The organism is Tenacibaculum aestuarii, from assembly GCF_964510395.1.
Classification (GTDB): Bacteria; Bacteroidota; Bacteroidia; order Flavobacteriales; family Flavobacteriaceae; genus Polaribacter; species Polaribacter aestuarii.
In genome coordinates, this window is record NZ_CAZEFY010000001.1 from 714,275 (window position 1) to 737,533 (window position 23,259).

Sequence of the window (23,259 nt, forward strand, 5' to 3'; positions counted from 1 at the left end):
TTTAGATGTGAAATAAGTTAGAGAGTTAACTCTCTAACTTATTTGAATTTATTAATTATTACAGAATCTTCTATAGTCTTCTCCTTCCATACAAAGTCCAATGTAAGGCGGGTTTTTACAACACCCCATATGAGTTGGACAGTCAGAATTAGCATAACAGGCAATAGCAACTGAACCATTAATTAATTTTAGTTCAGTTTTATTTAGAATTTTACCTAGATTTAAAATTTGTTTTTTCATAAAAATTTTAATCTAAGGTTTATAGATAAGGTGCTGGGCACTCAGGAGTTCCATAACAACAGTTATATTGATCAGTCCAACAACATCTTTCAATAGGGTTCCAATAGTAGCCTTTATCAGTTCTACATCCTCCTGGGATTTCTTTTCCACCGTTTATTTGTTTTTGATTGTTTTTACTTAGCGCTTTACCTAAGTTTAAAATTTGTTTTTTCATTTTATTTAGTTTTTTAGATTAACATCCAGTACAGCTTATACCTCCATTAGGACAAAATTGCCATGGTCCTGTACAGTTATCACCACCTGTGTCACCATCGCCATTGCCTCCGCTGCCATTCATGTAGCAATAATCTCCTTTACAATACTGGCCAGAAGGACAGTTGCCATACACATCACAAAATCCAACAGCTCCGCCGCCATTAATTGTTTTTTGTTCTACTTTATTTAAAGCTTTACCTAAGTTTAAAATTGTTTTTTTCATTTTTAAAAAGTATTTAGTTGATTATAAAGGAATAATTCTACAATGAAGTTCGGCACAAAGAGGACCTTTCTTTTCACAAATACCATCACTATTATAATCACATTTTTCTCTTCCTCCATTAATTTGAGATTGTTCTACTTTATTTAAAGCTTTTCCTAAGTTTAAAATTGAATTTTTCATGATAAAAGAAGAGGTTAAATTAATTGACAATAAATTTCTGCACATTTCCATCCGTAATCTTCACATATGCGATCTCCATTGACATCACATTGCATTCTACCTCCGTTAACTTGAGATTGTTCCGCTTTATTTAAAGCTTTACCTAAATTTAGAATTTGGTTTTTCATAATTAAAATATTAAGGTTACTTTTGCGGCGAACATTTAAAGACACTCACCAATGTGTCTATTCTTCGCGAGAGAATTTTGTTCAAAACGCAAAGCCCTTAATTGGGCTTTGTTTTTGTATAAAGTGTATAACTTACACTACTGATAAAATTTTGGTAGTTTCTTCTAAATCTTCAATAAAGAAAATTAAGTCAGTTCTGTTGTATTCTTTTGGAAAAGATCTTCCATTGATTAAAATTTCAGGGGTAAAGTTGATGTTGTTGTCTTTACACCAATTATTTTCCCTTTCTAATTCAGATATATAAAGCTCTTTATGCTTACATTCTCCCCATTTTTTTAACCAAGTATTTGGTTTTTCGCCTCTATAAATGTCATCCATAGCAGATAAACATTCCTTTTCTCCTTTAGATTCATATATTTCTAAAAGTCTACTGGTTATTTTTACAACATCACTATTTTGATCACTTGGATTAATATTAAAGCGAATTTTAATCTTAACATTATTGTTGAATTTTTTTAAAATTTCATCAATATGAGTGTGAACAGGTCTACAGTGACCACAGAAAGGGTTAGTAACTATAGCTATTTCTAAAGAAGAATTAGGATTTCCAAATGTAATCTCTTTTGAATTATCTATTAGTGTGTTAAGTTGAGGTGACTTTTGAAGAAGACTTTCAAAAAGTGTAAAGTTTCTTTTGAATTTTACGCTTTCAACTTTTTCCTTTTTCAGTGTGTGTACATTCGTTATTAATGGTTTTAAGTAGCTCCATGTAATAAGAGAAGCGAAAGTGATTATACCTAAAGAAATAAAATCGTTAACAACAAAAGCTTCAATATAATTGTTAGTTAATACAGGGATAAGTGCTTGAACCCATAAAACACCAACAATACTTAAGCATAAAAGACACCATTTTTTTACAACTGCATATTGATAGTATAAAGAGTAAATCGTTACGGGTATTGCTAATAAGCTTATGGTATACGATAAAACAGGATTTGATATTTGAATAAAAGTAAGAATTGATAAGCCAGAGAAATAAAGAATACTAAAATCGCTTAGTTTATAACCTTTAATAATTTCTGCTCCTTTAGAAGTTAAAACGGCATCACAATCTTTTTTTTCATCTGTTCCAGAACAGAAAGCATCACCAATAGCAGATTTTAAACCAAGCTCTTGTTTCATTATAGCTACGCTAATAATAACACCTAAAATAGAAAGAGAGAAATATGCTATATTATATAATGAAGCAGAGCTTTTGTATAAAGAAAATAGTATTAAAGAGCCAAGAGTAACAAGACCGATAGTTTTGATGAAGTTTGAGTTTTCTTTTAGGTTTTCAGTGTTTTCAGTCTGTTCAACAGCTACAATAATTCCTGTAAACTTGTTAAGGAATTCATCTTCAGTGAGTTTGTTTTTTTTGTTTTCAGAGTTATATATAATATAGTCAAGTTGTTTCCTTTCAATAACAATTAATTCTTGACCATGGTCGCTGTTTATTTGAGCAATAAAACAATCTGGAAGTTGTAATAATGTTTCGGAATTTACAGGAACATCAGCTGCAACATTTTCTATGTTAAAGTGATCAAGAACTCCAGTTATAGCATGTAAGCTAGGGTAAGATGGGTGACTTTGAATTTGGAAGGAAAGTTCTTCCCTGTCAAAAGGAATTCTATTTTTTTTGAGTAACTTTTGTACTAAAGGTATTAATGTATCTTTCAAAATGAAGGGTTTTTAAGAATAGCTAATTTTTAGATTCTTCCAAATCTATCTTTTAATAATTGTGTTTTTTTAAAAAAACACATAAAAAAAGTAAGGGAAAACCTTATTTTTATAATTTTCTAGATGTAGCCTTTTTCTTTAGCTACCAAAATGAGTTCTCTATCGCCTTTATCTTTTACATTGAAAACCTTTTTTAAGTGTCTTTTACGCTTTTCAATACTAGCAGCAGATAAAGGTATGTAGTTAGGCATATCTTTCATTTTAGAACCAATAGATAGTTCATAGAGAATTTGTCTATCAATAGTATCAATTATAAAACTACTTGAAACTTCTTTTCTTAAAAGTTTTAAAACGGTTTTGCTGTAGTAAGGTATGTTGTTAACAACATTTTTAACTGCATTTTTAAATTCATCTGAAGTCAAATCACTTTTTGTTAAAAAACTTTCTGGGTTTAGACTTTTAATAACATTATGAATTCTGTAGTTATCATTACAATCTGTCGCTATGATAATTTTTGTGCTTGGGAGTAGTTTTCTGATTAAGAAACCTAAATCTTCGCCTGATAAAAGTTTTCTGTTTGTAGAAGGTTTAAGGTTTAAATCTAAAACAACAAAATCTAATTTAGTTTCTTTTTCAATTGTTCTTTTAATAATGTCGTAAGCACCATTACAGTTATATGTAATGTCAGTATTGAAACTGAAATTAGAAGTTTTTTTAGTGATTTTAGATATAATGTTCTTGTAGGTTTCACATACAAGGGGGCAGTTGTCCGCTATTAAAGCAGATTGTTTTTCTTTTCTCATATTTAAATAGTTTCGGGGGAAACAATAATGTACTGTTTTTTAAAAAAAACAGTTTTTAAATTTAGAAAAAAGGATTATAAAGACAAAATAAATATGTAAATAAAATATTTTTAACTATTTATTTAAAGCATTCTTATTAGTGTCTTTTTAAGAAAGAAGTTAGTTAGTATAGTGTTTTTAAAGCTTTATATACTGCAGGATGTAGTATAGTTGCATGATCTTCATCATAATCTGGTTTGTAAATACAGTTGATGTCACTTTTACTATTGAGTTTTTTTGCTAAAGAGTCAGCAATTTCATTCATTGCTGGGTGCTCTTTTCCAACAGATAAAAACACGTTTGGATTAGAAAACTGTTGATTAGTTAATAAGCTATCAATGTTTTTTAGCATTCTGTATTCGTTCCACCAAAGTGAAGGGCTAACAATAATATAATCGTTAAACATACTTGGTTTTTTTAGTAAAACTTCCGTAGCTAGTAATCCGCCTAACGATTGACCGATTAATGTTGTATGATTGTTGGTTTTATAGTTTTTGTTGATGTACGGTTGTGCTTCTTCTTTTAAAAAACGAATAAATTTCTCTGAGCCTCCATGGGTAGGAAAATCTTTAGTATCTAAACTATCTTTACTTGGGTGTGTAAAATCTCTATTTCTATCAATGTTTTCAATACCTACAACAATCGTGGGTTGCATTTGAGTTGATAATTGCATAAACTGAACCAGTCCAGCAATGTGTTTAAAATCCTCTTCTTTAGAGCCGTCTAACAGATAAATGGTGTTATAGGTTCTAGTCGAATCAGGATGATAACCATGAGGTAAATAAATGTTTAAATTTCTGTTTTCATTTAAAATAGAAGAGTGTAAGGTAGTTACTTCACCGATAGAAATTTGCTCTTTTTCATTTTCTATTTTAACCTCTTGTCTTTTAGTGTTACATGTAATTGAGGTAAAAAGTATTAGGATGTAAAAATAATTCTTCATCATAGCTAGGGTTTTTAGTTTAGTTCTTTTTTTAATAAGTTCCTATATAATGAGTATCTTCTGTTTGTTTTATCATATGAATTTATAATTTTAATTGTATCTCATCATATAAAAGTTGTCCACTATCACTCATTCCATTTATAAATAAAGTAATACTATTATGTTCTCCTTTGTGTATACTTATTTTATGTACTTTGTTAGGTAATAGATTAAGGTTAGGTATCCAATCTAGAGCCTCAAAAAATAATTTAGATTGAGTGTTTTTTTTAAAAATTAAAGGAGTAGATGTAAAACTTGATTTAGATTCAGTAAAACCAAAATCAATTTCACTTTCAAAAAAGTTTTTATTTGTAGTTGTGTTCGTTGTTTCATTTTTTCTTTTGAAATCAATTAAAACCACTCCTCCAGCACCTCGCATACCATATCCAGCACCAGAAGAATTAACTTTGATAGAGGCTATTTGACTTAAGGGAATGTGGGATAATGCATCAGCAGAAGAAGGAGTTCCATCGATAATAACCAATGCATTTCGACTATCTTCTCCAAAAAAAGTATTAGGGCCTCTTTGTATAGCTATTTTAGCTCCTAATGGGTATTCCGTTGCTTTTATACCTACTTGGTTGTTTATGAATTGTATAAGTGTCATGTTTAGTTTCTGATGTTCGTCGAATTTTAGTTTTCTAGTAAAACCATTTCCTAATTGATTAGGCATGTTTGGGTAAAGAGGAGTTACATCTTTTTCTCTAATTTTTCCATTGACCGTAACTTCATCTAGAACTTCATTATCTAAATCAAATTTTGATTCTGGTAGTAAGATATTATTATTAACATGCTTGTTGGTTTCTTTTAACATTTTTATTAAAATGTCGTTTTTTTTTGAGGGAGCTAATAGCAAATCGCTAGGGGTGTATTTAAGGTTACTTTTAGAAGCATATATACCGGCTTTTATAATAGCTCCTTTTTTATTTAAAACAGCCAGTTTGTAGTTTGAGGAGTTTTGCATAACTAGATTTTTAAATTCGAAAGAACTATCTTTATTTATGCTAGTTATTTTTAAAATGTTGTTAGCTTTGGAGCTTAGTAAAATTTTATAACCGGCCTTAATGGGAGTGTTTATAGAACCTTTTATTGAGATTCCTTCTTCAAAGGAGTAAAAAGGTTTAATTAAGTCAAAATTACTTTTCGATTTTTTAAGAGGTTTAGTTTGTAAAAGCAAATCTAAGTCTGAATTTGATAAATTTCTGATTAAAGGAATTCTATAATCTACGTAAGGGTTGAATAAAAAATCACTGAAAATGTTCGAATGGTTTTTGTTTAACAAAGTGTTTTTGGGTAAGACAGAAATACTTACGTTGGTTTTTTTATTGTAATTTTTTAATTTTATGTTTAATATAATAGAGTCTTTTGTTGTTTTTGTTGTTTTTATTTCAAAGTTTATGTTGTCTTTATTTCTAATAAAAAAATTACGTTTAGCAATGACTTGATTTTTATCATTAAATAAGGTTAATGTGTTTGTTCCATAAAACAAATCATTTTTGTTGAATTTTAAGAGATACTTATTAGCATTTTTTTTGACGTTAAAAGGGAGGGTATATAATAATTTATTATTTCTATGTATAAGAGCATAGATTTTTTTATTGTTGTACCTTAGTACTTCATTTTTACTCATTAGCACTAAAAAGGTTTGTGAGTCAATAGTTTCAAGCTTTGTTTGTTTTTTTATTATGATGGCAGAGTCTTTCCCTAAAAATATTCTAATTTTTCTTTTGTTTCCCCCCTCATTTATAATTGCTGAATATGTGTGTTGAGATTTGTAAAATAAAGAGAATTTACCAAGACCAAATTTATTCGTTTTAAAGTTTGTTATTTTCTTGTTGGTTGTGTCATCCATTATACTTACATATGTATTGGGTAAGAATTGGTTACCTTTTTTTAAATCGCAAAAAAAAGTATTTCTGAAGCCCTCTAGTACTCCACCACTTTCAGGGTAAAGGTTAATTCTAAGTTTTTTTTGGTTGGGAAAGGTGTCAATAAATGTATTGTTTTCTTTTAAGTTGATTATTGTTATTGGTAGTAAGTAAGGTTTATGAAAGTTTTTATTCCATTGAGTGTCAGGTTGTATGTAGTATGTTCCTGATGTCAATTTTTTAGAGGTGTTAATGGTACCGTGTGCTTTTCCTTCTTTGCAAAAAAAGAGGTTACTAGAGATTAACTTTTTTTTATTGTCATAGAAATTTAGATGTAAATTAGATGTGTTAGTTGTGGGGTTGTTATTAAAATCACTAACAATATATGCCTTCCACCAAACTTCTTCTCCAGCGAAGTAAATAGTTTTATTTGTGTGTATAAAAAACTTTTCTTGTTTTATGTTATTATAATGTAAGTTCCCAGTAAAGTTGATTGAATCGTTTTTGTTTTGAGAAAAGGAGCTTACTATTGGTATTAGAATAAATAATATTTTTTTCATAGCTTTTTATGTAAAAATATGAATTAATGTCAGTTTTTATTATGTTTGAATGGTTTTTATTTGTAAAACCTTGTTTTTTTTATAAAAAGAATAGTTCTTGGTATGAACAGGAAAGAGGGCTAAACTAACTTGATAAGTAGGTGTGGTTAGAGTAAATGTTTCTTTTACTTTTAAGAAGTTACTAGATTGAAATGTAAAAGAAAAACATACGTTAAAAGAAAAAAAAGGGATAGGTGATATTTTTACAATTAGTAGTAGATGTTCTTGTTTAAAATTACAAAGTAGAGTCAATCCATAAAAATGATTTTTACATTATTTAGATGATTTTAGTTTAGTTCTTTCTTTAAGAATTTAGCAGTATAACTTGTTTTATGTTTAGCAACTTCTTCTGGAGTACCTGAAGCTAATACTTTTCCACCTTTTTTACCGCCTTCCATACCAATGTCAATAATATAATCGGCAAGTTTAATCACGTCTAAATTATGTTCAATAATCAATACGGTATTTCCTTTGTTGGCTAATTTGTTTAGTACTTCCATTAAAACGCGAATATCTTCAAAGTGTAATCCAGTAGTTGGTTCATCTAAAATATAAAAGGTGTTTCCAGTATCTCTTTTTGATAATTCTGAAGCTAATTTAATACGTTGCGCTTCACCTCCAGAAAGTGTGGTAGATTGTTGCCCTAAAGTAATATACCCCAGTCCAACATCTTTAATGGTTTTTAATTTTCTGTGTATTTTAGGAATGTGTTCAAAAAATTCGGTAGCTTCATTAATAGTCATATCTAATATATCAGAAATTGACTTTCCTTTATAGCGGATTTCTAAGGTTTCTCTATTAAAACGCTTTCCTTGACAGGTTTCACATTCTACATGAACATCGGGTAAGAAATTCATTTCTATAACTCGAACACCTCCTCCTTGACAAGTTTCACAACGACCACCTTTAACATTGAAGCTGAATCTACCTGGTTTATAACCACGAATAGATGCTTCAGGAGTTTTAGCAAACAAACTTCTAATTTCGCTAAACACACCTGTGTAAGTTGCAGGGTTAGAACGAGGTGTTCTTCCAATAGGAGATTGATCGATATCAATTACCTTATCAATATGTTCTAAACCTTCAATTTTTTTGTAAGGCATCGGTTTTTTTACCGCTCTATAAATATGAGAATTTAAAATAGGGTAGAGGGTTTCGTTAATTAAAGTAGATTTTCCACTCCCCGAAACACCTGTTACACAAATCATTTTTCCTAAAGGAAATTCAACCGAAACATTTTTTAAATTGTTTCCAGAAGCGCCTGATAGTTTAATACTATTTCCGTTTCCTTCACGACGTTTTTTAGGAACCTTTATTTCTTTTCTTTTAGATAGGTAATCTGCTGTAAGTGTATCGTGACTTTTTAAATCTTCAAAAGTACCCTCACTTACAATCTCACCACCATGTCGTCCTGCACCTGGACCAATATCTAAGACAAAATCAGCATTTTTAATCATGTCTTCATCGTGTTCGACTACTAAAACAGAGTTTCCAACATCACGAAGTTTAATTAAAGAATCGATTAATTTCTGATTGTCACGTTGATGTAGACCAATACTTGGTTCATCTAAAATATAAAGTACCCCGACTAATTGAGAACCAATTTGTGTTGCCAATCGAATACGTTGTGCTTCACCACCAGAAAGTGACTTTGATGTTCTGTCCAAAGTCAAATAATCTAAGCCAACATCTAATAGAAATTGAATTCGTGTACGGATTTCTTTTAAAATTTCAGCGGCAATTGTTAGTTGTTTTTCTGAAAGTTTTTTATCAACTTTTTGAAACCAGCTAGCTAATTCCAGTACATCCATATGAGCTAAATCGCTGATGTTTTTATCAGTGATTTTAAAATGAAGGGCTTCTTTCTTTAAACGTTTTCCTTCACATACTGAACAGGTAACTTCATCCATAAAATCTTTAGCCCATCGTTTGATAGAAGTGCTTTCAGAATTGTTATATTGATTTTCAATAAAAGCGATGATGCCTTCAAAGTCGATCTCGTAGTTTCTAGTAACTCCTGCAGCTTTTGACTGAATTTCAAATTTTTCCTTTCCACCATGTAAAATAACTTCCATAGCTTCTTTTGGAATGCTTTTTATAGGATCGGTTAATTTGAAATTATAACGTTCAGCGATAGTTTGAAGCTGTTTAAAAATCCAGCTATTTTTTTGTTCTCCTAACGGAACAATTCCTCCGTTTTTAATGGAGATGTTATCATCGGGAATTACTTTTTGATTGTTTATTTCGTTGGTAATACCCAATCCGTTACAATGTGTACAAGCTCCTTTAGGAGAGTTGAAAGAAAAAGTATTGGGTTCAGGGTTTGGATAAGCAATTCCTGTAGTAGGACACATTAATTCTCGACTGAAATAACGTGGTTTTTCATCATCGACATCAATTACCATTAAAATATTATCACCTGTATATAAAGCTGTTTTAATAGTTTCTTCTAGGCGTTTTTCAGCAGTGTCATTTACAACCAAACGATCAATAACCACTTCAATATCGTGGGTTTTATAACGATCGAGTTTCATACCTTTTTCAATTTCTCTAATTTCTCCATCGACACGTACACGTACAAATCCTTGTTTAGAAATTTGCTCGAACAACTCACGATAATGCCCTTTTCTCGATTTGATTAAAGGTGCAAGAATTGCAATGCGTTTTCCATCAAAATCTTTTAAAATCAATTCTTTGATCTGCTCGTCAGAATAACTTACCATTTTCTCTCCTGTATTGTATGAGTAGGCATCTGCTGCACGAGAAAATAATAAACGTAGGAAATCGTAAATTTCGGTAATGGTACCTACGGTAGAACGCGGACTTTTATTTGTTGTCTTTTGTTCAATAGAAATTACGGGAGAAAGCCCGTCAATTTTATCTACATCAGGACGCTCTAATCCCCCTAAAAACTGACGTGCATAGGCAGAAAATGTTTCGATATATCGACGTTGACCTTCCGCATAAATAGTGTCAAAGGCTAGTGACGATTTTCCACTTCCGCTTAAGCCAGTAATCACAACCAGCTTTTCACGAGGGATTTTAATATCGATATTCTTTAAATTGTGAGCTCTTGCTCCGTAAACTTCTATATATTCTTGTTCTTTCAAAGTGAGGATTTTACCAAAAACAGCAAAGTTACCAAAACCAAATTTATTTTAAAGTAGTGATGTTTAACAAATGAGTTGAAATTGGTATCTTGCGTTAATTGATAATTATGAGTAATCTAAATATTCAAATACACGAAACTGCTTTTGTTACATCAACATTTAGATCTTTGAATGAAGATTTAAGTAGAGATATGTATGCGCAACTTTGGGATAATTCTCGAACAGCTATTTGGGTAGAGAAGTATCTTGATCAAGTTTGTTCAGAAGAAGTATCGGCGCATTGTTTAAGAAATCGGTTTTTTCTTGAAGAAATTGAAAGATTGAAACCTGAAGTACTTATTAATTTCGGAAGCGGTTTTAGCATGTATCCTTTTTTGTTGAATGATGATATGATTCATATTGAAATCGATAAAGAAGAAGTTGTGAGTTATAAGCAAGAGATGGTAAAAGAGTTTCAAAAGGAAGGAAAATTACCTGAAAGAAACATTCATTTTATAGGAGTCGATTTTAGCCAAGATTATGTTGATGCTTTGTTAGAAAAGCTAATTTTGCTCAAAGGAAATAAATCTTCGTTTGTTTTGATAGAAGGTGTATTATTCTTTTTATCAAGAAAAGATACAGAGAAGCTTTTTGAGTTTTTTTTTAGATTGCAAGAAAAAGGAGATTACATAGGGAGTGCTTCTTTTCAAAATGAGTTAAAGAGCTCAAAAGCTTTTGAAAAATTATTTGATTTTTGCAATAGAGAAATGGTAAAAACAGAAGCTTCTGATTGGCAAACGATAGAAGATGAGTTTTACAAAGAAAACACTAGTTACGACCTAATAAATCACCAAGATTATTTTAGTTTGTCAAAAAAGCATAATAATCTAATAAAACTAGAAAAAGAGTTAATTTTGAACGAGAATTTTTATATCTTGAAAAAAATAGTGTAATGAAATTTATCCATTCTGTACGACATTTTTTTGAACGACACGGGTTTAATGTGTCTTCCCGATTTGCAGATCGTTTAGGTATGCGAGCTACTAATGTTCGTTTATTCTTTATTTATATATCATTTGTTACTGTAGGTTTGTCATTCGGGTTGTACTTAACCATGGCGTTTTTATTGCGTTTAAAAGATATGATTTACACCAAAAGAACTTCTGTTTTTGATTTATGATAAACACCGTATTTCAGTCAAGATTATATAGAGCAATTACCTATTCTGTATTAATAGTGTCATTAGGGGTGCTAGGGTATATAGTGTTTTTTGGGTACTCCCTTATAGATGCGCTCTACATGACTGTAATAACCATTAGTACTATTGGTTTTGGTGAAGTACATCCGTTTGGTACTGGAGAAAAATTATTTACGATAGGTTTAATAATATCCAGTTTATTTATCTTCGGTTATGCAGTTTCATCTTTTTCAGAATATTTAATTAGTGGACAATTTTTCTATCAACTAAAAGTAAAAAAAGTGCAAAAACAAATAGAACAATTACAAGGGCATACTATTGTATGTGGCTATGGGAGAAATGGAAGACAAGCTATTTCAAAGTTAAAAAGCTATAAAAAACAAGTTGTAGTGGTAGAGAAGTTTGAAGGAATTGTAAAACAGTTAGATGAAAAAGGAGTACTGACTATTGAGGGAGATGCTACACTCGATGAAACATTGTTGAGGGCAGGTATAATGAATGCAAAGAATTTGATTACTGCATTGCCTTCTGACGCTGATAACTTATTTGTTGTACTAACAGCGAAACAGTTGAATAAAGATTGTAAGATTATAAGTAGGGCTTCGAAAGAAACGTCTTATAGTAAATTAAAAATAGCAGGAGCTGATAATGTAATTATGCCTGATAGGTTAGGAGGATCGCATATGGCATCTTTAGTGGTAACTCCAGATGTAATTGAGTTTGTAGATCGATTAACTATTGAAGGAGAAACTACAGCAAACTTAGAAGAAGTAGCAATTAATGATCTTCCTGAAAAATACTTAGATAAAACAATATTAGATTTAGATCTTCGAAAAAAAACAGGATGTACGGTTATTGGTTACCGAACACCAAATAAGGAGTATATTATAAATCCTGAAGCTGAAGTGAAGCTTGAAGCAGGAGGAAATCTTATTGTTTTAGGTCGCCCAGAGCAAATAAACACTTTAAGGAGGTTGTTTTAAAAATGAAATAATGAGGTAATTTGATGTGAAGGGTAATTTGTTTTTTTGAATTTTGATGATGATGTTTTTCTAATTGATAGCTGTAATAGTTGCTAAAAATTAAAATAAACTACTTTCTTTTTCAATTTTATAAAAAGTCTAGAAATTTTAATACTTAGTTTAAACAATAGTTTTCAAGGAGTTTAATAACTTAGAAATTTGAATAAAAACAGGTAGAGAAAGCTCTAAAACCTTTCTAATAATTCAAGTGAGATTTACAAAAAGTTAAAGAAAAACTAATCTTATATTCATATTTAACGATTAAAACTTGTCGTAAGTTCATTTTTTTATGATATTGCGGGCTACTAAATCAAAAAATCTAATACTTACATTATGAATAAAAGATTACTTGCATTGCTGTTTTTGATAACGCCGATGTTCACATTTGCACAAGAAAAAGGTTTGGATCAACAAATTGATGAAGCATTTAAACCTATATCAGATTTCTTTAGTAGTGTAATTTTCTTTCCAGTATTTGGAACTCCTTTTGTATTGATTTTGTTAGTGGCAAGTGCCGCTTTTTTTACGGTTTATTTTGGGTTTCCTAACATTCGCCACTTTTTTACAGCAATCAATGTTGTTAGAGGTAAATATGAAGATATAGAGAAGCATGGAGCGCAATTGTTGTATGGAGAAGATGGTATAGCTCAAGGAGTTGATATGAACAATGTAGATGATATTGAAGAGCATATAGAAAATATTGAAAGCATACATAGCGATTTAGAAATTGATGGAGATATAAAAGATACGATAAGAGATGAGAGTCATGAAGGAGAAGTATCGCATTTCCAAGCATTAGCTACTGCTGTTTCGGGTACAGTAGGTAATGGTAACATAGCAGGGGTTGCATTGGCAATTGCTTTAGGAGGTCCAGGAGCTACTTTCTGGATGATTATTTGTGGTTTATTAGGTATGTCGACAAAATTTGTTGAATGTACTTTAGGGGTTCACTATCGTGATGTAGGAGAAGATGGTACAGTATATGGAGGTCCTATGTATTATTTATCAAAAGGGTTAAAAGAAAAAGGTTTTGCAACTTTAGGTAAAATTGCAGCTGGTGCTTTTGCAGTGTTTTGTATTGGAGGATCTTTTGGTGGTGGTAATGCTGCTCAATCAAACCAAGCAACAATTGTAATTAAAGAGTTGTTAGGGTTGGAAAGTACAGCAGCAGGAGCTATTATAGGTCTTGTATTGGCAATTTTAGTAGGAATTATCATTATTGGAGGAATTAAAAGAATTGCTTCGGTTACTGAAAAAGTAGTTCCTTTTATGGCTTTATTATACTTATTAGCTTGTTTATATATTTTAGGAGTTAATTTCTCTTTAATTGATGATGCTATTTCTTTAATTCTTGCAGAAGCATTTAATCCAACAGCAATTGGAGTTGGTGGTGTTATTGGAGTGTTATTAGTAGGATTCAAAAGAGCGGCTTTCTCAAATGAAGCAGGAGCAGGTTCAGCGTCTATCGCACACTCGGCAGTGAAAACTAAATATTCTGCATCTGAAGGTTTAGTAGCATTGTTAGAGCCGTTTATTGATACTGTATTGATATGTACAATGACTGCTTTAGTAATTATCATTTTTAACTTCGGGGGAGCTTTTGAATATGGAGGAGATGGAACAGGATCTGTATTTATTGATGGAGTTGCTTATGAAGGAGCAGGAATTACATCAAGAGCATTTGCAGCGTATATTCCTTTTTCAAATGTGTTTTTAACAGTAGCGGTAGTGTTATTCGCTGTATCAACTATGATTTCATGGTCTTACTATGGATTGCAGTCTTGGAAGTTTTTATTCGGTAGAGGAAAAAAAGCGGATTTAACATATAAATTTTTATTCTTAACTTTCGTGGTAATTGGTGCTGCGGCTAGTATGAAATCTATTTGGGATTTCTCAGATGCAATGATTTTTGCAATGGTGTTCCCAAATATGGTAGGTTTATACTTGTTAATGCCAGTGGTTAAAAAGCAGTTAAAAAGGTATATGGATGCTATTAACCTAAAAAAGGAAGCAATTGAAGATTAAAAACTAAAAAAAATGAAAATATTAAAACCCCATTTCTGGTATAACAAACGCCAACGAAATGGGGTTTTCTTTTTGTTGGCGATAATTGTCGTTTTACAATTCATCTATGCTTTTGTTGATTTTTCTTCGGAAGATGAGCAAAATACTACAACAGGTGAATTAATCGCTTTTCAACACCAAATAGATAGTTTAAAGCAAATAGAGCTAGAAAACAGGAAGCCTAAGTTGTATCCATTTAATCCAAATTATATAACAGATTTCAAAGGATATCAATTAGGAATGACTACGGATGAAATTGATAGACTTCATACTTACAGAAAACAAAACAAGTTTGTAAACTCCGTATCCGAATTTCAACAAATAACCAAAGTGTCAGATAATTTGTTGGCTGCAATTTCCCCATATTTTAAATTCCCAGATTGGGTAGTGAAAAGAGAAAATCAAAAGAAAAATAAAACTATTGAAACGAGTTCTTCCGAAAAGCCTATATATAATAAGGTATATAAAATTTCTACCAACGATATTAATAAAGCTACACAACAAGATTTTGAAACTGTAAGTGGAGTAGGAGAAGTGCTTGCTACAAGAATTATAAAGTACAGAAATAAATTACAAGGATATTCGCTTCCGTCTCAATTGTATGAAGTTTGGGGGTTGAGCAAAGAAACTGCTAACGGGGTTCTAGAAACATTCATAATTAAAGATAAACCAATTATAGAAAAAGTAAATGTAAACACAGCTACTTTTAAGGAAGTACTGAAAAATCCATATATAGATTATGAACTATGTAAAAAGATTTTTGAGTATCGAGATGAGGTGGCTGAGCTTCAAAATATTTCAGAATTAAGAAATATTAAAGATTTTCCACTAGACAAATACGATAGAATAGTTATATATTTGGAAGCAAAATAACAAACAACAAACAATTAGAGAACGAATGAACAGTATGTATTTTACTGAAGAGCACGAGTCTTTTCGTCAAAGTTTTAAAGATTTTTTACAAAAAGAGGTTGTTCCGCATATAGATAAATGGGAAAAAGAAGGAACTGTTGAACGTTTTATCTGGAAGAAATTCGGTGAAATGGGATACTTTGGTTTAAATCAACCAGAAGAATATGGAGGATTAGGCTTAGACCTTTTTTATACAGTAATCTTTTTAGAAGAATTACAAAAAGTGAATTCAGGCGGATTCGCAGCTAACATGTGGGCGCATGCTTACTTAGCAATGACACACGTAAATAAAGAAGGAGACGATCGTATTAAAAAAGAATACTTAACACCAAGTATCGAAGGAGATAAAATAGGATGTTTATGTATTACTGAACCTTTTGGTGGAAGTGATGTAGCAGGAATGAGAACTACAGCAATTAAAAAGGGAGATACTTATGTAATTAATGGTTCAAAAACATTTATTACAAATGGAGTGTATTCTGATTATTTAGTAGTAGCTGCCAAAACAAATCCAGAAGATAAACATAGAGGAATGAGTATTTTTATGGTTGATAGAGATACCCCAGGAATCTCATCAACTAAATTAGATAAATTAGGTTGGAGGGCTTCTGATACCGCTGAAATCGCTTTTGATAATGTGGTAATTCCTTCGGAAAACTTAATGGGTGAAGAAGGAAAAGGATTTCCATATATCATGCAACACTTTGCTTTAGAAAGATTAATTATGGGAATCAACGCGCATGCACGCGCAGAATACGCTGTTGATTATGCTGTGCAATATATGAGTGAGCGTCAAGCGTTTGGTAAAACATTAGATAAATTCCAAGCCTTACGTCATAAAGTTGCTGAAATGGCAAGTAGAGTAGATATGTGTAAAGAATACAATTACTCTATCGCAAAAAGATTAAACGATGGTGTTTATGTAGTGAAAGAAGCAAGTATGAGTAAATTACTGTCAACTAAAATGGCAGATGAGGTAATTTATGATGCATTGCAATTGTTAGGAGGTTACGGTTATATGGAAGAATATCCTATGGCACGTTTACTTCGTGATAGCCGTTTAGGACCAATTGGTGGAGGAACTTCGGAGATTCTTAAAGAAATCATTGCAAAAATGGTAATTGATAAAAAAGAGTACAAGCCTGCAACATAACTTATTGAAAATATAGAAGTAAGAAATCCTGTTTTTGCTAACAGGATTTTTTTATGAAAAGAAGTTTAAAAATAGTTGGTTTTAAATCAATACTTTGTATCTTTGCCGTCCAAATAAATCAAAAACAATATAATCTTCTGATATACTGTGTTTTATCAAGAGATTTTAAAATATAGAAAACTACAATGAAAGGAGGTGCAAAAATATGTTAATCATTCCAGTTAAAGAAGGAGAGAATATCGATAGAGCGTTAAAACGTTATAAGCGTAAATTTGATCGTACAAAAACGATGAAGCAATTACGTAACAGAAAGCAATTTACAAAGCCATCTGTAGCTAAACGTGCTCAAATGATTAAAGCATCTTACGTTCAGAAGTTAAGAACTCAAGAAGAAGTAGGATAGTAATCGTCCTTTATAATGTATAAAAACCTGTGTTGATCTCAATACAGGTTTTTTTTGTACCTTCATTTTAATAAAAAGAAAGATATATGCTTATTGAAGCTTTTTTAGAATACTTAGCGTTTGAAAAAAACTATTCGAAACATACTGTACAAGCGTACAAAACAGATTTAATTGCATTTAAAGATTTTTGTGCGGTTGAATTTGATCAAGAAGATTTAGAAAATATTCATTACAATCAAATACGAACATGGATTGTTAGTTTGGTGAATGGTGGTGTATCTAATAGAAGTGTAAATAGAAAGGTAAGTTCACTGAAGACCTTTTATAAGTTTTTGCAAAAAATAGGGGAAGTAACAATGAATCCGTTAGTGAGTCATAAAGCTTTAAAAGTTCAAAAGAAAATTCAAACACCATTCGATCAAAATGAAGTAGAAGAGGTGTTGAAGTTGTTAAATGAAGCTTCCGATTTTGAATCGATAAGAGATCGATTAATTGTTGAATTATTGTATTCAACAGGAATGAGAAGAATTGAGTTAATAAATGTTAAAGAGAAAGATGTAGATCATTCTAAAAAAGCAATTAAAGTTTTAGGAAAAAGGAATAAAGAAAGATATGTAACGATCTTGCCTTCAGTGTATAAAACATTAGAGGAGTATTTATCTAAAAAAAAGGCATTCGAAATAGGGAATGAGGAAGCGCTTTTCATCACTAAAAAGGGAGTTAAAATTTATGAAACTCTTGTTTACCGAATAATAAATTTGTACTTTAGTAGGGTGTCGACAAAAGCAAAAAAAAGCCCTCATATTTTAAGGCATGCTTTTGCAACACATTTACTAAATAACGGTGCGTCGTTAAATTCGGTTAAAGAATTACTAGGGCATTCAAGTTTAGCCTCTACCCAAGTATATACGCATAATAGCTTGGAGCAGATAAAAAAAGTGTATAATAAGACTCATCCTAGAGGGTCAACCTAAAAGATCGAAGAATTATGAAGGTATTCACGCAATCAGTAAATTTCTCAGCAGACCAAAAATTAATAGATTACATTGAGAAAAAGGTGGGAGGATTAGAAAAGTTTCATGATAAGATCGTTGATGCAGAAGTATTTTTGAAAGTGCAAAAAACGAGCGAAAAAGAAAATAAAATTACAGAGGTAAAAATCAATATACCAGGAGATGAGCTAATGGTAAAAAAGCAATGCAAAACTTTTGAAGAGGGTGTTAGCGTGTCGGTAGAATCATTAAAAAGACAATTACAGAAGTCTAAGGAAAAAAAGAAAGATGCTCTAGTGTAAAAAAACAATAAAAAATAATTAAAAAAAGTTTTAAAAATCAAAAATTACTTTTTACATTTGCAGTCCGTTAGAAATAGCGGATTGTTTTTTTATAGCAAAAGCCGATGTAGCTCAGCTGGCTAGAGCAGCTGATTTGTAATCAGCAGGTCGTGGGTTCGAGTCCCTCCATCGGCTCTAAAAGAACAAAAGTTCATTAAAATTTTGATTTAAGATTTTTGGGGAGATTCCAGAGCGGCCAAATGGGACGGACTGTAACTCCGTTGTCTTACGACTTCGCAGGTTCGAATCCTGCTCTCCCCACAAAAATCTTAAGAAACAAAATTGCGGGAGTAGCTCAGTTGGTAGAGCGTCAGCCTTCCAAGCTGAATGTCGCCGGTTCGAACCCGGTCTCCCGCTCTAAATTCGTTGCCGACATAGCTCAGTTGGTAGAGCGCATCCTTGGTAGGGATGAGGTCACGGGTTCAAATCCCGTTGTTGGCTCTATTTTAGAGTTTATTTGACAAGAGTTTTAAAATAACACTAAATATATTTAACTAAGAATTAAAATTAATAATCATGGCAAAAGGAACTTATGATCGTTCGAAACCGCACTTAAACGTAGGTACTATTGGTCACGTAGATCACGGTAAAACTACTTTAACTGCTGCAATTACTAAAGTATTAGCAGATGCTGGATTTTCTGAGCAGAGAGCTTTTGATCAAATCGATAACGCTCCAGAAGAAAAAGAAAGAGGTATCACAATTAACTCTTCTCACGTAGAGTATGCAACAGCTAACCGTCACTACGCACACGTTGACTGTCCAGGTCACGCCGATTACGTAAAGAACATGGTAACAGGTGCTGCGCAAATGGATGGTGCTATCTTAGTAGTAGCTGCTACAGATGGTCCAATGCCACAAACTCGTGAGCACATCTTATTAGGTCGTCAGGTAGGTATTCCACGTATCGTTGTTTTCTTAAACAAAGTTGATATGGTTGATGACGAGGAGTTATTAGAGTTAGTAGAAATGGAAGTAAGAGATTTATTATCTTTCTATGAGTACGATGGAGATAACGGTCCTGTAATCGCTGGTTCTGCTTTAGGTGCATTAAACGGAGAGCAAAAATGGGTTGATACAGTATTAGAATTAATGGAAGCTGTTGATACTTGGATTGAAGAGCCACCAAGAGATACTGAAAAGCCATTCTTAATGCCAATCGAAGATGTATTCTCTATTACAGGTCGTGGTACTGTAGCAACAGGACGTATCGAAACTGGTATCATCAACACTGGAGATCCTGTAGAGATTATCGGTATGGGTGACGAGAAGTTAACTTCTACTGTAACTGGTATCGAAATGTTCCGTCAAATCTTAGATAGAGGAGAGGCTGGAGATAACGCAGGTATCTTATTAAGAGGTATTGCAAAAGAAGATATCAAGAGAGGTATGGTAATCTGTAAGCCAGGTTCTATTACTCCACATGCTAAATTCAAAGCTGAGGTATATATCTTAAAGAAAGAAGAAGGTGGACGTCACACTCCATTCCACAACAACTACCGTCCACAATTCTACGTACGTACAACAGACGTAACTGGTAACATCAACTTACCAGAAGGAGTAGAGATGGTAATGCCAGGTGATAACTTAACTATCACTGTAGACTTAATCCAACCAATCGCATTAAACGTTGGTTTACAGTTCGCTATCCGTGAAGGAGGTAGAACAGTAGGAGCTGGTCAGGTAACTGAAATTTTAGACTAATTATAGTTTAATTATAAAATTATAAGGAGTCTCCTTATTAGTGAGACTCCTTTATAAATACGGGTTTAGCTCAGTTGGTAGAGCACTGGTCTCCAAAACCAGGTGTCGGGAGTTCGAGTCTCTCAACCCGTGCAAAAATTAAAAACGAGTTGTGGTTTTACTGCAACTCGTTAAAAGGATAAAATATGAGTAACTTTGTACAATATATTAAAGATTCTTTTGAAGAATTAAATACCAACATGACTTGGGCATCTCGTGAAGAGGCTCAAAAGTCTACAGTGGTAGTAGCAGTATTCACTATTGTTTTTGCTTTAGCGGTAGCTGGAATAGATAAAGTTTTTCAAACAGGATTAGATAACTTCTTTAAAATGTTTTAATGATGGCTGATTCGGTGATGAAATGGTATGTTGTGAGAGCTATTGGTGGTCAAGAAAATAAGGTAAAATCTTATATCGAGACTGAAATAGCACGTCATGGGTTGTCTGATTATGTAAACCAAGTAATCGTTCCAACTGAAAAAGTTATTCAAGTACGAAACGGAAAGAAAATAAACAGAGAAAGAGTTTACTTTCCTGGTTATGTAATGGTAGAAGCTAATTTAGCAGGTGAGGTTCCTCACGTAATTAAATCAGTAACTGGAGTTATTGGTTTTTTAGGAGAAACAAAAGGAGGTGATCCAGTACCAATGCGTAAATCAGAAGTAAACAGAATGTTAGGTAAGGTTGATGAACTTTCTGTTAAAGATGAAAACGTTGCAATTCCTTATTCAGTTGGTGAAACTGTAAAAGTAATTGACGGACCTTTCAATGGATTCGATGGAACAGTTGAAAAGGTTAATGAAGAAAAACGTAAATTAGAGGTAATGGTAAAGATTTTCGGAAGAAAAACTCCATTAGAACTGAATTACATGCAAGTAGAGAAAATATAATTGTTACACCTATATTTTGGTGTGTTTAAGCTTCCAATTTAAGCACATCGTTAAATCTTAAACAATGGCAAAAGAAGTAAGTAAATTAGTAAAACTACAAGTAAGGGGAGGTGCAGCGAATCCGTCGCCACCAGTTGGACCCGCTTTAGGTGCTGCCGGTGTTAACATCATGGAGTTCTGTAAGCAGTTTAATGCTCGTACACAGGACAAACAAGGTAAAGTATTACCTGTTGTTATTACAGTTTATACAGACAAATCTTTCGAGTTTGTTGTAAAAACTCCACCAGCTGCGGTACAATTATTAGAAGCGGCCAAAATTAAGAAAGGTTCAGGTGAGCCTAATAGAAAGAAAGTAGCAAGCGTATCTTGGGATCAAATTCGTGGAATTGCAGAAGACAAAATGGCTGATATGAATGCCTTTGAAGTAGAGTCTGCAATGAGAATGATTGCCGGAACAGCTCGTTCTATGGGATTAACAGTAACAGGTGATGCTCCTGCATAAACTTAAAAGAGATTTAGAAAATGGCAAGATTGACTAAAAAACAAAAAGAGGCTCGTGCTAAAGTAGATAGCTCTAAAGTTTATAATTTAAGTGAAGCATCAGCTTTAGTTAAAGAAATTACAAACGTAAAATTTGATGCATCTGTAGATTTAGCAGTACGTTTAGGAGTAGATCCTCGTAAAGCTAATCAAATGGTACGTGGAGTTGTAACATTACCTCACGGAACAGGTAAGGATGTAAAAGTTTTAGCATTAGTTACTCCAGATAAAGAAGCAGAAGCTAAAGAAGCTGGTGCTGATTATGTTGGATTAGATGAGTACCTTCAAAAAATTAAAGGAGGTTGGACTGATGTTGACGTTATTATTACTATGCCTTCAGTAATGGGTAAATTAGGTCCTTTAGGACGTGTATTAGGTCCTCGTGGTTTAATGCCAAACCCAAAAACAGGTACAGTAACTATGGATGTTGCAAAAGCAGTACAAGAAGTAAAAGCTGGTAAAATCGACTTTAAAGTAGATAAAACTGGTATTGTACACGCTGCAATCGGAAAAGCATCTTTTGATGCTGCAAAGATTACAGAAAATGCAAACGAGTTAATTCAAACATTAATTAAATTAAAGCCAACAGCGGCTAAAGGAACTTATATTAAGAGTATCTTTATCTCTTCTACTATGAGCCCTAGTGTTGCTGTAGATGTTAAAACAGTATCGTAAGGCAGTTAAAACTTTTTAATTATGACTAGAGAGGAAAAATCACAAGTAATACAAGATTTAACAGCACAATTAGCAGATACTAGCACAATCTATTTAGCAGATATTTCTGGTTTAGATGCAGCTACTACATCTAACTTACGTAGAGCTTGTTTCAAAGCTAACGTGCAATTGGCTGTTGTTAAAAATACATTGCTTTCTAAAGCAATGGAAGCTTCTGATAAAGATTTCGGAGAGTTACCAGACGTATTAAAAGGTAATACTTCAATGTTAATTGCTGAGGCTGCAAACGCACCAGCAAAAGTTATCAAAGAGTTCAGAAAAAAATCAGACAAGCCTTTATTAAAAGGTGCGTATGTTGAAGAAGCAGTTTATGTTGGAGATGACCAATTAGACGCTCTTGTTAACATCAAGTCTAAAGAAGAACTTATTGGAGATATTATTACCTTATTACAATCTCCTGCTAAGAATGTTGTTTCAGCATTACAATCAGGTGGTGGTAAGTTATCAGGTATTTTAAAGACATTATCAGAAAAATAATTTCGCGCACTAATAAACTAAAATAATAAAATTTTTAAAAACAATTAAAATGGCAGATTTAAAAGATTTCGCAGAGCAATTAGTTAACTTAACAGTAAAAGAAGTTAATGAATTAGCTGATATTTTAAAAGAAGAGTATGGTATTGAGCCAGCAGCAGCAGCTGTAGCAGTAGCAGGTCCAGCAGCAGGTGGTGGAGATGCAGCTGAAGAAAAAACTGAGTTTGATGTAATCTTAAAAGCAGCAGGTGGTTCTAAATTAGCAGTTGTAAAGTTAGTTAAAGAATTAACTGGATTAGGATTAAAAGAAGCTAAAGAAATCGTTGATAGCGCACCAGCACCAGTAAAAGAAGGAATCTCTAAAGATGAGGCAGAAGGTCTTAAGAAGTCTTTAGAAGAAGCAGGAGCTGAGGTAGAGCTTAAGTAAGCTATACTCCCGATTTAAAACGGGGAAAAACAATTAAGGTTTAGGTACTAAAAACACATGTTTTTAGGCCTAAACCATTTTGTGTATATATTCGTTCTTTATTTTTCACAATAATTTACATTGTGATTTTACGATTATAAAGTGCTGATTTTTAATCAGTAAAAGCAATTAAAATTGCAGTATTGAAACGATTTAGTTTCAA

Annotated in this window: 26 protein-coding genes and 5 tRNA genes; 21 read left to right on the top strand and 10 right to left on the bottom strand. The window is 32.2% G+C overall.

The annotated features are described in order from the left end of the window. Positions 1 to 51: 51 nt before the first annotated feature. From ACKTSU_RS03435 to uvrA, 10 genes are all read right to left on the bottom strand, one after another. Complete coding sequence (locus ACKTSU_RS03435; RefSeq protein WP_408034960.1) at positions 52 to 240, bottom strand: hypothetical protein; 189 nt, start codon at positions 238 to 240, stop codon at positions 52 to 54. A gap of 19 nt (positions 241 to 259) precedes the next feature. Next, on the bottom strand, positions 260 to 454 hold the full coding sequence (locus ACKTSU_RS03440) for a hypothetical protein (protein WP_408034962.1): 195 nt from the start codon (positions 452 to 454) through the stop codon (positions 260 to 262). Between the two features lie 18 nt (positions 455 to 472). Further along, positions 473 to 718, bottom strand: coding sequence for a hypothetical protein (locus tag ACKTSU_RS03445; protein WP_408034963.1), 246 nt, complete (start codon positions 716 to 718; stop codon positions 473 to 475). Positions 719 to 739: 21 nt separating this feature from the next. Next, positions 740 to 898 carry a hypothetical protein gene (locus ACKTSU_RS03450; protein WP_408034964.1) on the bottom strand — a complete coding sequence of 53 codons (159 nt, stop codon included), beginning with the start codon at positions 896 to 898 and terminating at the stop codon, positions 740 to 742. Between the two features lie 14 nt (positions 899 to 912). Continuing rightward, positions 913 to 1,065, bottom strand: a complete 153-nt coding sequence (locus ACKTSU_RS03455) for a hypothetical protein (protein ID WP_408034965.1) — start codon at positions 1,063 to 1,065, stop codon at positions 913 to 915. A gap of 132 nt (positions 1,066 to 1,197) precedes the next feature. After that, entirely contained in the window at positions 1,198 to 2,784 is a 1,587-nt protein-coding gene (locus ACKTSU_RS03460) for a vitamin K epoxide reductase family protein (RefSeq protein ID WP_408034966.1), read from the bottom strand. A gap of 119 nt (positions 2,785 to 2,903) precedes the next feature. Continuing rightward, positions 2,904 to 3,587, bottom strand: coding sequence for a response regulator (locus ACKTSU_RS03465; RefSeq protein WP_408034967.1), 684 nt, complete (start codon positions 3,585 to 3,587; stop codon positions 2,904 to 2,906). Between the two features lie 163 nt (positions 3,588 to 3,750). Continuing rightward, complete coding sequence (locus ACKTSU_RS03470) at positions 3,751 to 4,572, bottom strand: alpha/beta hydrolase (RefSeq protein ID WP_408034968.1); 822 nt, start codon at positions 4,570 to 4,572, stop codon at positions 3,751 to 3,753. A gap of 79 nt (positions 4,573 to 4,651) precedes the next feature. Then, the gene (locus ACKTSU_RS03475; protein WP_408034969.1) at positions 4,652 to 7,036 is read right to left on the bottom strand and encodes a hypothetical protein; all 2,385 of its coding nucleotides are present in this window, start codon (positions 7,034 to 7,036) and stop codon (positions 4,652 to 4,654) included. A gap of 326 nt (positions 7,037 to 7,362) precedes the next feature. Then, positions 7,363 to 10,185, bottom strand: coding sequence for an excinuclease ABC subunit UvrA (gene uvrA / locus ACKTSU_RS03480; RefSeq protein WP_408034970.1), 2,823 nt, complete (start codon positions 10,183 to 10,185; stop codon positions 7,363 to 7,365). 107 nt (positions 10,186 to 10,292) lie between these two features. Here uvrA and ACKTSU_RS03485 point away from each other — a divergent pair, with 107 nt between their 5' ends. The 21 genes from ACKTSU_RS03485 (at position 10,293) to rplL (ending at position 23,057) form a co-directional block, all read left to right on the top strand. Next, positions 10,293 to 11,117: a class I SAM-dependent methyltransferase gene (locus ACKTSU_RS03485; protein WP_408034971.1), complete on the top strand. Its 825-nt coding sequence runs from the start codon at positions 10,293 to 10,295 to the stop codon at positions 11,115 to 11,117. Further along, entirely contained in the window at positions 11,117 to 11,344 is a 228-nt protein-coding gene (locus ACKTSU_RS03490) for a PspC family transcriptional regulator (RefSeq protein WP_099214064.1), read from the top strand. The genes ACKTSU_RS03485 and ACKTSU_RS03490 overlap by 1 nt, the downstream gene beginning before the upstream one ends. After that, entirely contained in the window at positions 11,341 to 12,345 is a 1,005-nt protein-coding gene (locus ACKTSU_RS03495; RefSeq protein WP_408034972.1) for a potassium channel family protein, read from the top strand. The genes ACKTSU_RS03490 and ACKTSU_RS03495 overlap by 4 nt, the downstream gene beginning before the upstream one ends. A gap of 372 nt (positions 12,346 to 12,717) precedes the next feature. Further along, the gene (locus tag ACKTSU_RS03500) at positions 12,718 to 14,409 is read left to right on the top strand and encodes an alanine/glycine:cation symporter family protein (RefSeq protein WP_408034973.1); all 1,692 of its coding nucleotides are present in this window, start codon (positions 12,718 to 12,720) and stop codon (positions 14,407 to 14,409) included. A 12-nt stretch (positions 14,410 to 14,421) separates the two neighbouring features. Beyond that, entirely contained in the window at positions 14,422 to 15,321 is a 900-nt protein-coding gene (locus ACKTSU_RS03505) for a ComEA family DNA-binding protein (RefSeq protein WP_408034974.1), read from the top strand. Between the two features lie 25 nt (positions 15,322 to 15,346). Then, positions 15,347 to 16,513, top strand: a complete 1,167-nt coding sequence (locus tag ACKTSU_RS03510) for an acyl-CoA dehydrogenase family protein (RefSeq protein ID WP_408034975.1) — start codon at positions 15,347 to 15,349, stop codon at positions 16,511 to 16,513. Between the two features lie 205 nt (positions 16,514 to 16,718). Continuing rightward, complete coding sequence (gene rpsU / locus ACKTSU_RS03515) at positions 16,719 to 16,916, top strand: 30S ribosomal protein S21 (RefSeq protein ID WP_274633612.1); 198 nt, start codon at positions 16,719 to 16,721, stop codon at positions 16,914 to 16,916. A gap of 86 nt (positions 16,917 to 17,002) precedes the next feature. Further along, on the top strand, positions 17,003 to 17,890 hold the full coding sequence (locus ACKTSU_RS03520; protein ID WP_408034976.1) for a tyrosine-type recombinase/integrase: 888 nt from the start codon (positions 17,003 to 17,005) through the stop codon (positions 17,888 to 17,890). 14 nt (positions 17,891 to 17,904) lie between these two features. After that, positions 17,905 to 18,210 (top strand): ribosome hibernation-promoting factor, HPF/YfiA family, encoded by a 306-nt coding sequence (hpf, locus tag ACKTSU_RS03525; protein ID WP_408034977.1) that lies wholly within the window; start codon positions 17,905 to 17,907, stop codon positions 18,208 to 18,210. Positions 18,211 to 18,310: 100 nt separating this feature from the next. Continuing rightward, positions 18,311 to 18,384, top strand: a tRNA-Thr gene (locus tag ACKTSU_RS03530). Positions 18,385 to 18,427: 43 nt separating this feature from the next. After that, positions 18,428 to 18,510, top strand: a tRNA-Tyr gene (locus ACKTSU_RS03535). A 23-nt stretch (positions 18,511 to 18,533) separates the two neighbouring features. After that, positions 18,534 to 18,606 (top strand) — tRNA-Gly (locus tag ACKTSU_RS03540). 11 nt (positions 18,607 to 18,617) lie between these two features. Beyond that, positions 18,618 to 18,690: transfer RNA gene (locus ACKTSU_RS03545), tRNA-Thr, on the top strand. Between the two features lie 75 nt (positions 18,691 to 18,765). Further along, complete coding sequence (gene tuf, locus ACKTSU_RS03550) at positions 18,766 to 19,953, top strand: elongation factor Tu (RefSeq protein ID WP_408034978.1); 1,188 nt, start codon at positions 18,766 to 18,768, stop codon at positions 19,951 to 19,953. A 59-nt stretch (positions 19,954 to 20,012) separates the two neighbouring features. Next, positions 20,013 to 20,085, top strand: a tRNA-Trp gene (locus ACKTSU_RS03555). Positions 20,086 to 20,138: 53 nt separating this feature from the next. Further along, entirely contained in the window at positions 20,139 to 20,330 is a 192-nt protein-coding gene (secE, locus tag ACKTSU_RS03560) for a preprotein translocase subunit SecE (protein WP_274633616.1), read from the top strand. A gap of 2 nt (positions 20,331 to 20,332) precedes the next feature. Next, positions 20,333 to 20,881 carry a transcription termination/antitermination protein NusG gene (gene nusG, locus ACKTSU_RS03565; protein ID WP_028892874.1) on the top strand — a complete coding sequence of 183 codons (549 nt, stop codon included), beginning with the start codon at positions 20,333 to 20,335 and terminating at the stop codon, positions 20,879 to 20,881. A 64-nt stretch (positions 20,882 to 20,945) separates the two neighbouring features. Continuing rightward, positions 20,946 to 21,383: a 50S ribosomal protein L11 gene (gene rplK / locus ACKTSU_RS03570; RefSeq protein ID WP_028892875.1), complete on the top strand. Its 438-nt coding sequence runs from the start codon at positions 20,946 to 20,948 to the stop codon at positions 21,381 to 21,383. A 20-nt stretch (positions 21,384 to 21,403) separates the two neighbouring features. Beyond that, positions 21,404 to 22,096: a 50S ribosomal protein L1 gene (gene rplA, locus ACKTSU_RS03575; protein ID WP_028892876.1), complete on the top strand. Its 693-nt coding sequence runs from the start codon at positions 21,404 to 21,406 to the stop codon at positions 22,094 to 22,096. Positions 22,097 to 22,117: 21 nt separating this feature from the next. Continuing rightward, entirely contained in the window at positions 22,118 to 22,633 is a 516-nt protein-coding gene (gene rplJ / locus ACKTSU_RS03580) for a 50S ribosomal protein L10 (protein WP_274633618.1), read from the top strand. Positions 22,634 to 22,682: 49 nt separating this feature from the next. Next, positions 22,683 to 23,057 (top strand): 50S ribosomal protein L7/L12, encoded by a 375-nt coding sequence (rplL, locus tag ACKTSU_RS03585; protein ID WP_408034979.1) that lies wholly within the window; start codon positions 22,683 to 22,685, stop codon positions 23,055 to 23,057. Positions 23,058 to 23,259: the final 202 nt, after the last annotated feature.

What these genes read in the sequence shown, in the direction of transcription:
- ACKTSU_RS03505 (WP_408034974.1), top strand. Translation starts at nt 14,422, where the DNA reads ATGAAAATATTAAAACCCCATTTCTGGTATAACAAACGCCAACGAAAT.
- ACKTSU_RS03475 (WP_408034969.1), bottom strand. Translation starts at nt 7,036, where the DNA reads ATGAAAAAAATATTATTTATTCTAATACCAATAGTAAGCTCCTTTTCT.
- ACKTSU_RS03445 (WP_408034963.1), bottom strand. Translation starts at nt 718, where the DNA reads ATGAAAAAAACAATTTTAAACTTAGGTAAAGCTTTAAATAAAGTAGAA.
- ACKTSU_RS03490 (WP_099214064.1), top strand. Translation starts at nt 11,117, where the DNA reads ATGAAATTTATCCATTCTGTACGACATTTTTTTGAACGACACGGGTTT.
- ACKTSU_RS03520 (WP_408034976.1), top strand. Translation starts at nt 17,003, where the DNA reads ATGCTTATTGAAGCTTTTTTAGAATACTTAGCGTTTGAAAAAAACTAT.
- rplA (WP_028892876.1), top strand. Translation starts at nt 21,404, where the DNA reads ATGGCAAGATTGACTAAAAAACAAAAAGAGGCTCGTGCTAAAGTAGAT.
- ACKTSU_RS03440 (WP_408034962.1), bottom strand. Translation starts at nt 454, where the DNA reads ATGAAAAAACAAATTTTAAACTTAGGTAAAGCGCTAAGTAAAAACAAT.
- rplK (WP_028892875.1), top strand. Translation starts at nt 20,946, where the DNA reads ATGGCAAAAGAAGTAAGTAAATTAGTAAAACTACAAGTAAGGGGAGGT.
- rplL (WP_408034979.1), top strand. Translation starts at nt 22,683, where the DNA reads ATGGCAGATTTAAAAGATTTCGCAGAGCAATTAGTTAACTTAACAGTA.
- ACKTSU_RS03470 (WP_408034968.1), bottom strand. Translation starts at nt 4,572, where the DNA reads ATGATGAAGAATTATTTTTACATCCTAATACTTTTTACCTCAATTACA.
- nusG (WP_028892874.1), top strand. Translation starts at nt 20,333, where the DNA reads ATGGCTGATTCGGTGATGAAATGGTATGTTGTGAGAGCTATTGGTGGT.
- ACKTSU_RS03435 (WP_408034960.1), bottom strand. Translation starts at nt 240, where the DNA reads ATGAAAAAACAAATTTTAAATCTAGGTAAAATTCTAAATAAAACTGAA.
- tuf (WP_408034978.1), top strand. Translation starts at nt 18,766, where the DNA reads ATGGCAAAAGGAACTTATGATCGTTCGAAACCGCACTTAAACGTAGGT.
- hpf (WP_408034977.1), top strand. Translation starts at nt 17,905, where the DNA reads ATGAAGGTATTCACGCAATCAGTAAATTTCTCAGCAGACCAAAAATTA.
- rplJ (WP_274633618.1), top strand. Translation starts at nt 22,118, where the DNA reads ATGACTAGAGAGGAAAAATCACAAGTAATACAAGATTTAACAGCACAA.
- ACKTSU_RS03510 (WP_408034975.1), top strand. Translation starts at nt 15,347, where the DNA reads ATGAACAGTATGTATTTTACTGAAGAGCACGAGTCTTTTCGTCAAAGT.
- ACKTSU_RS03465 (WP_408034967.1), bottom strand. Translation starts at nt 3,587, where the DNA reads ATGAGAAAAGAAAAACAATCTGCTTTAATAGCGGACAACTGCCCCCTT.
- ACKTSU_RS03500 (WP_408034973.1), top strand. Translation starts at nt 12,718, where the DNA reads ATGAATAAAAGATTACTTGCATTGCTGTTTTTGATAACGCCGATGTTC.
- ACKTSU_RS03450 (WP_408034964.1), bottom strand. Translation starts at nt 898, where the DNA reads ATGAAAAATTCAATTTTAAACTTAGGAAAAGCTTTAAATAAAGTAGAA.
- rpsU (WP_274633612.1), top strand. Translation starts at nt 16,719, where the DNA reads ATGTTAATCATTCCAGTTAAAGAAGGAGAGAATATCGATAGAGCGTTA.
- secE (WP_274633616.1), top strand. Translation starts at nt 20,139, where the DNA reads ATGAGTAACTTTGTACAATATATTAAAGATTCTTTTGAAGAATTAAAT.
- ACKTSU_RS03485 (WP_408034971.1), top strand. Translation starts at nt 10,293, where the DNA reads ATGAGTAATCTAAATATTCAAATACACGAAACTGCTTTTGTTACATCA.
- ACKTSU_RS03455 (WP_408034965.1), bottom strand. Translation starts at nt 1,065, where the DNA reads ATGAAAAACCAAATTCTAAATTTAGGTAAAGCTTTAAATAAAGCGGAA.
- ACKTSU_RS03495 (WP_408034972.1), top strand. Translation starts at nt 11,341, where the DNA reads ATGATAAACACCGTATTTCAGTCAAGATTATATAGAGCAATTACCTAT.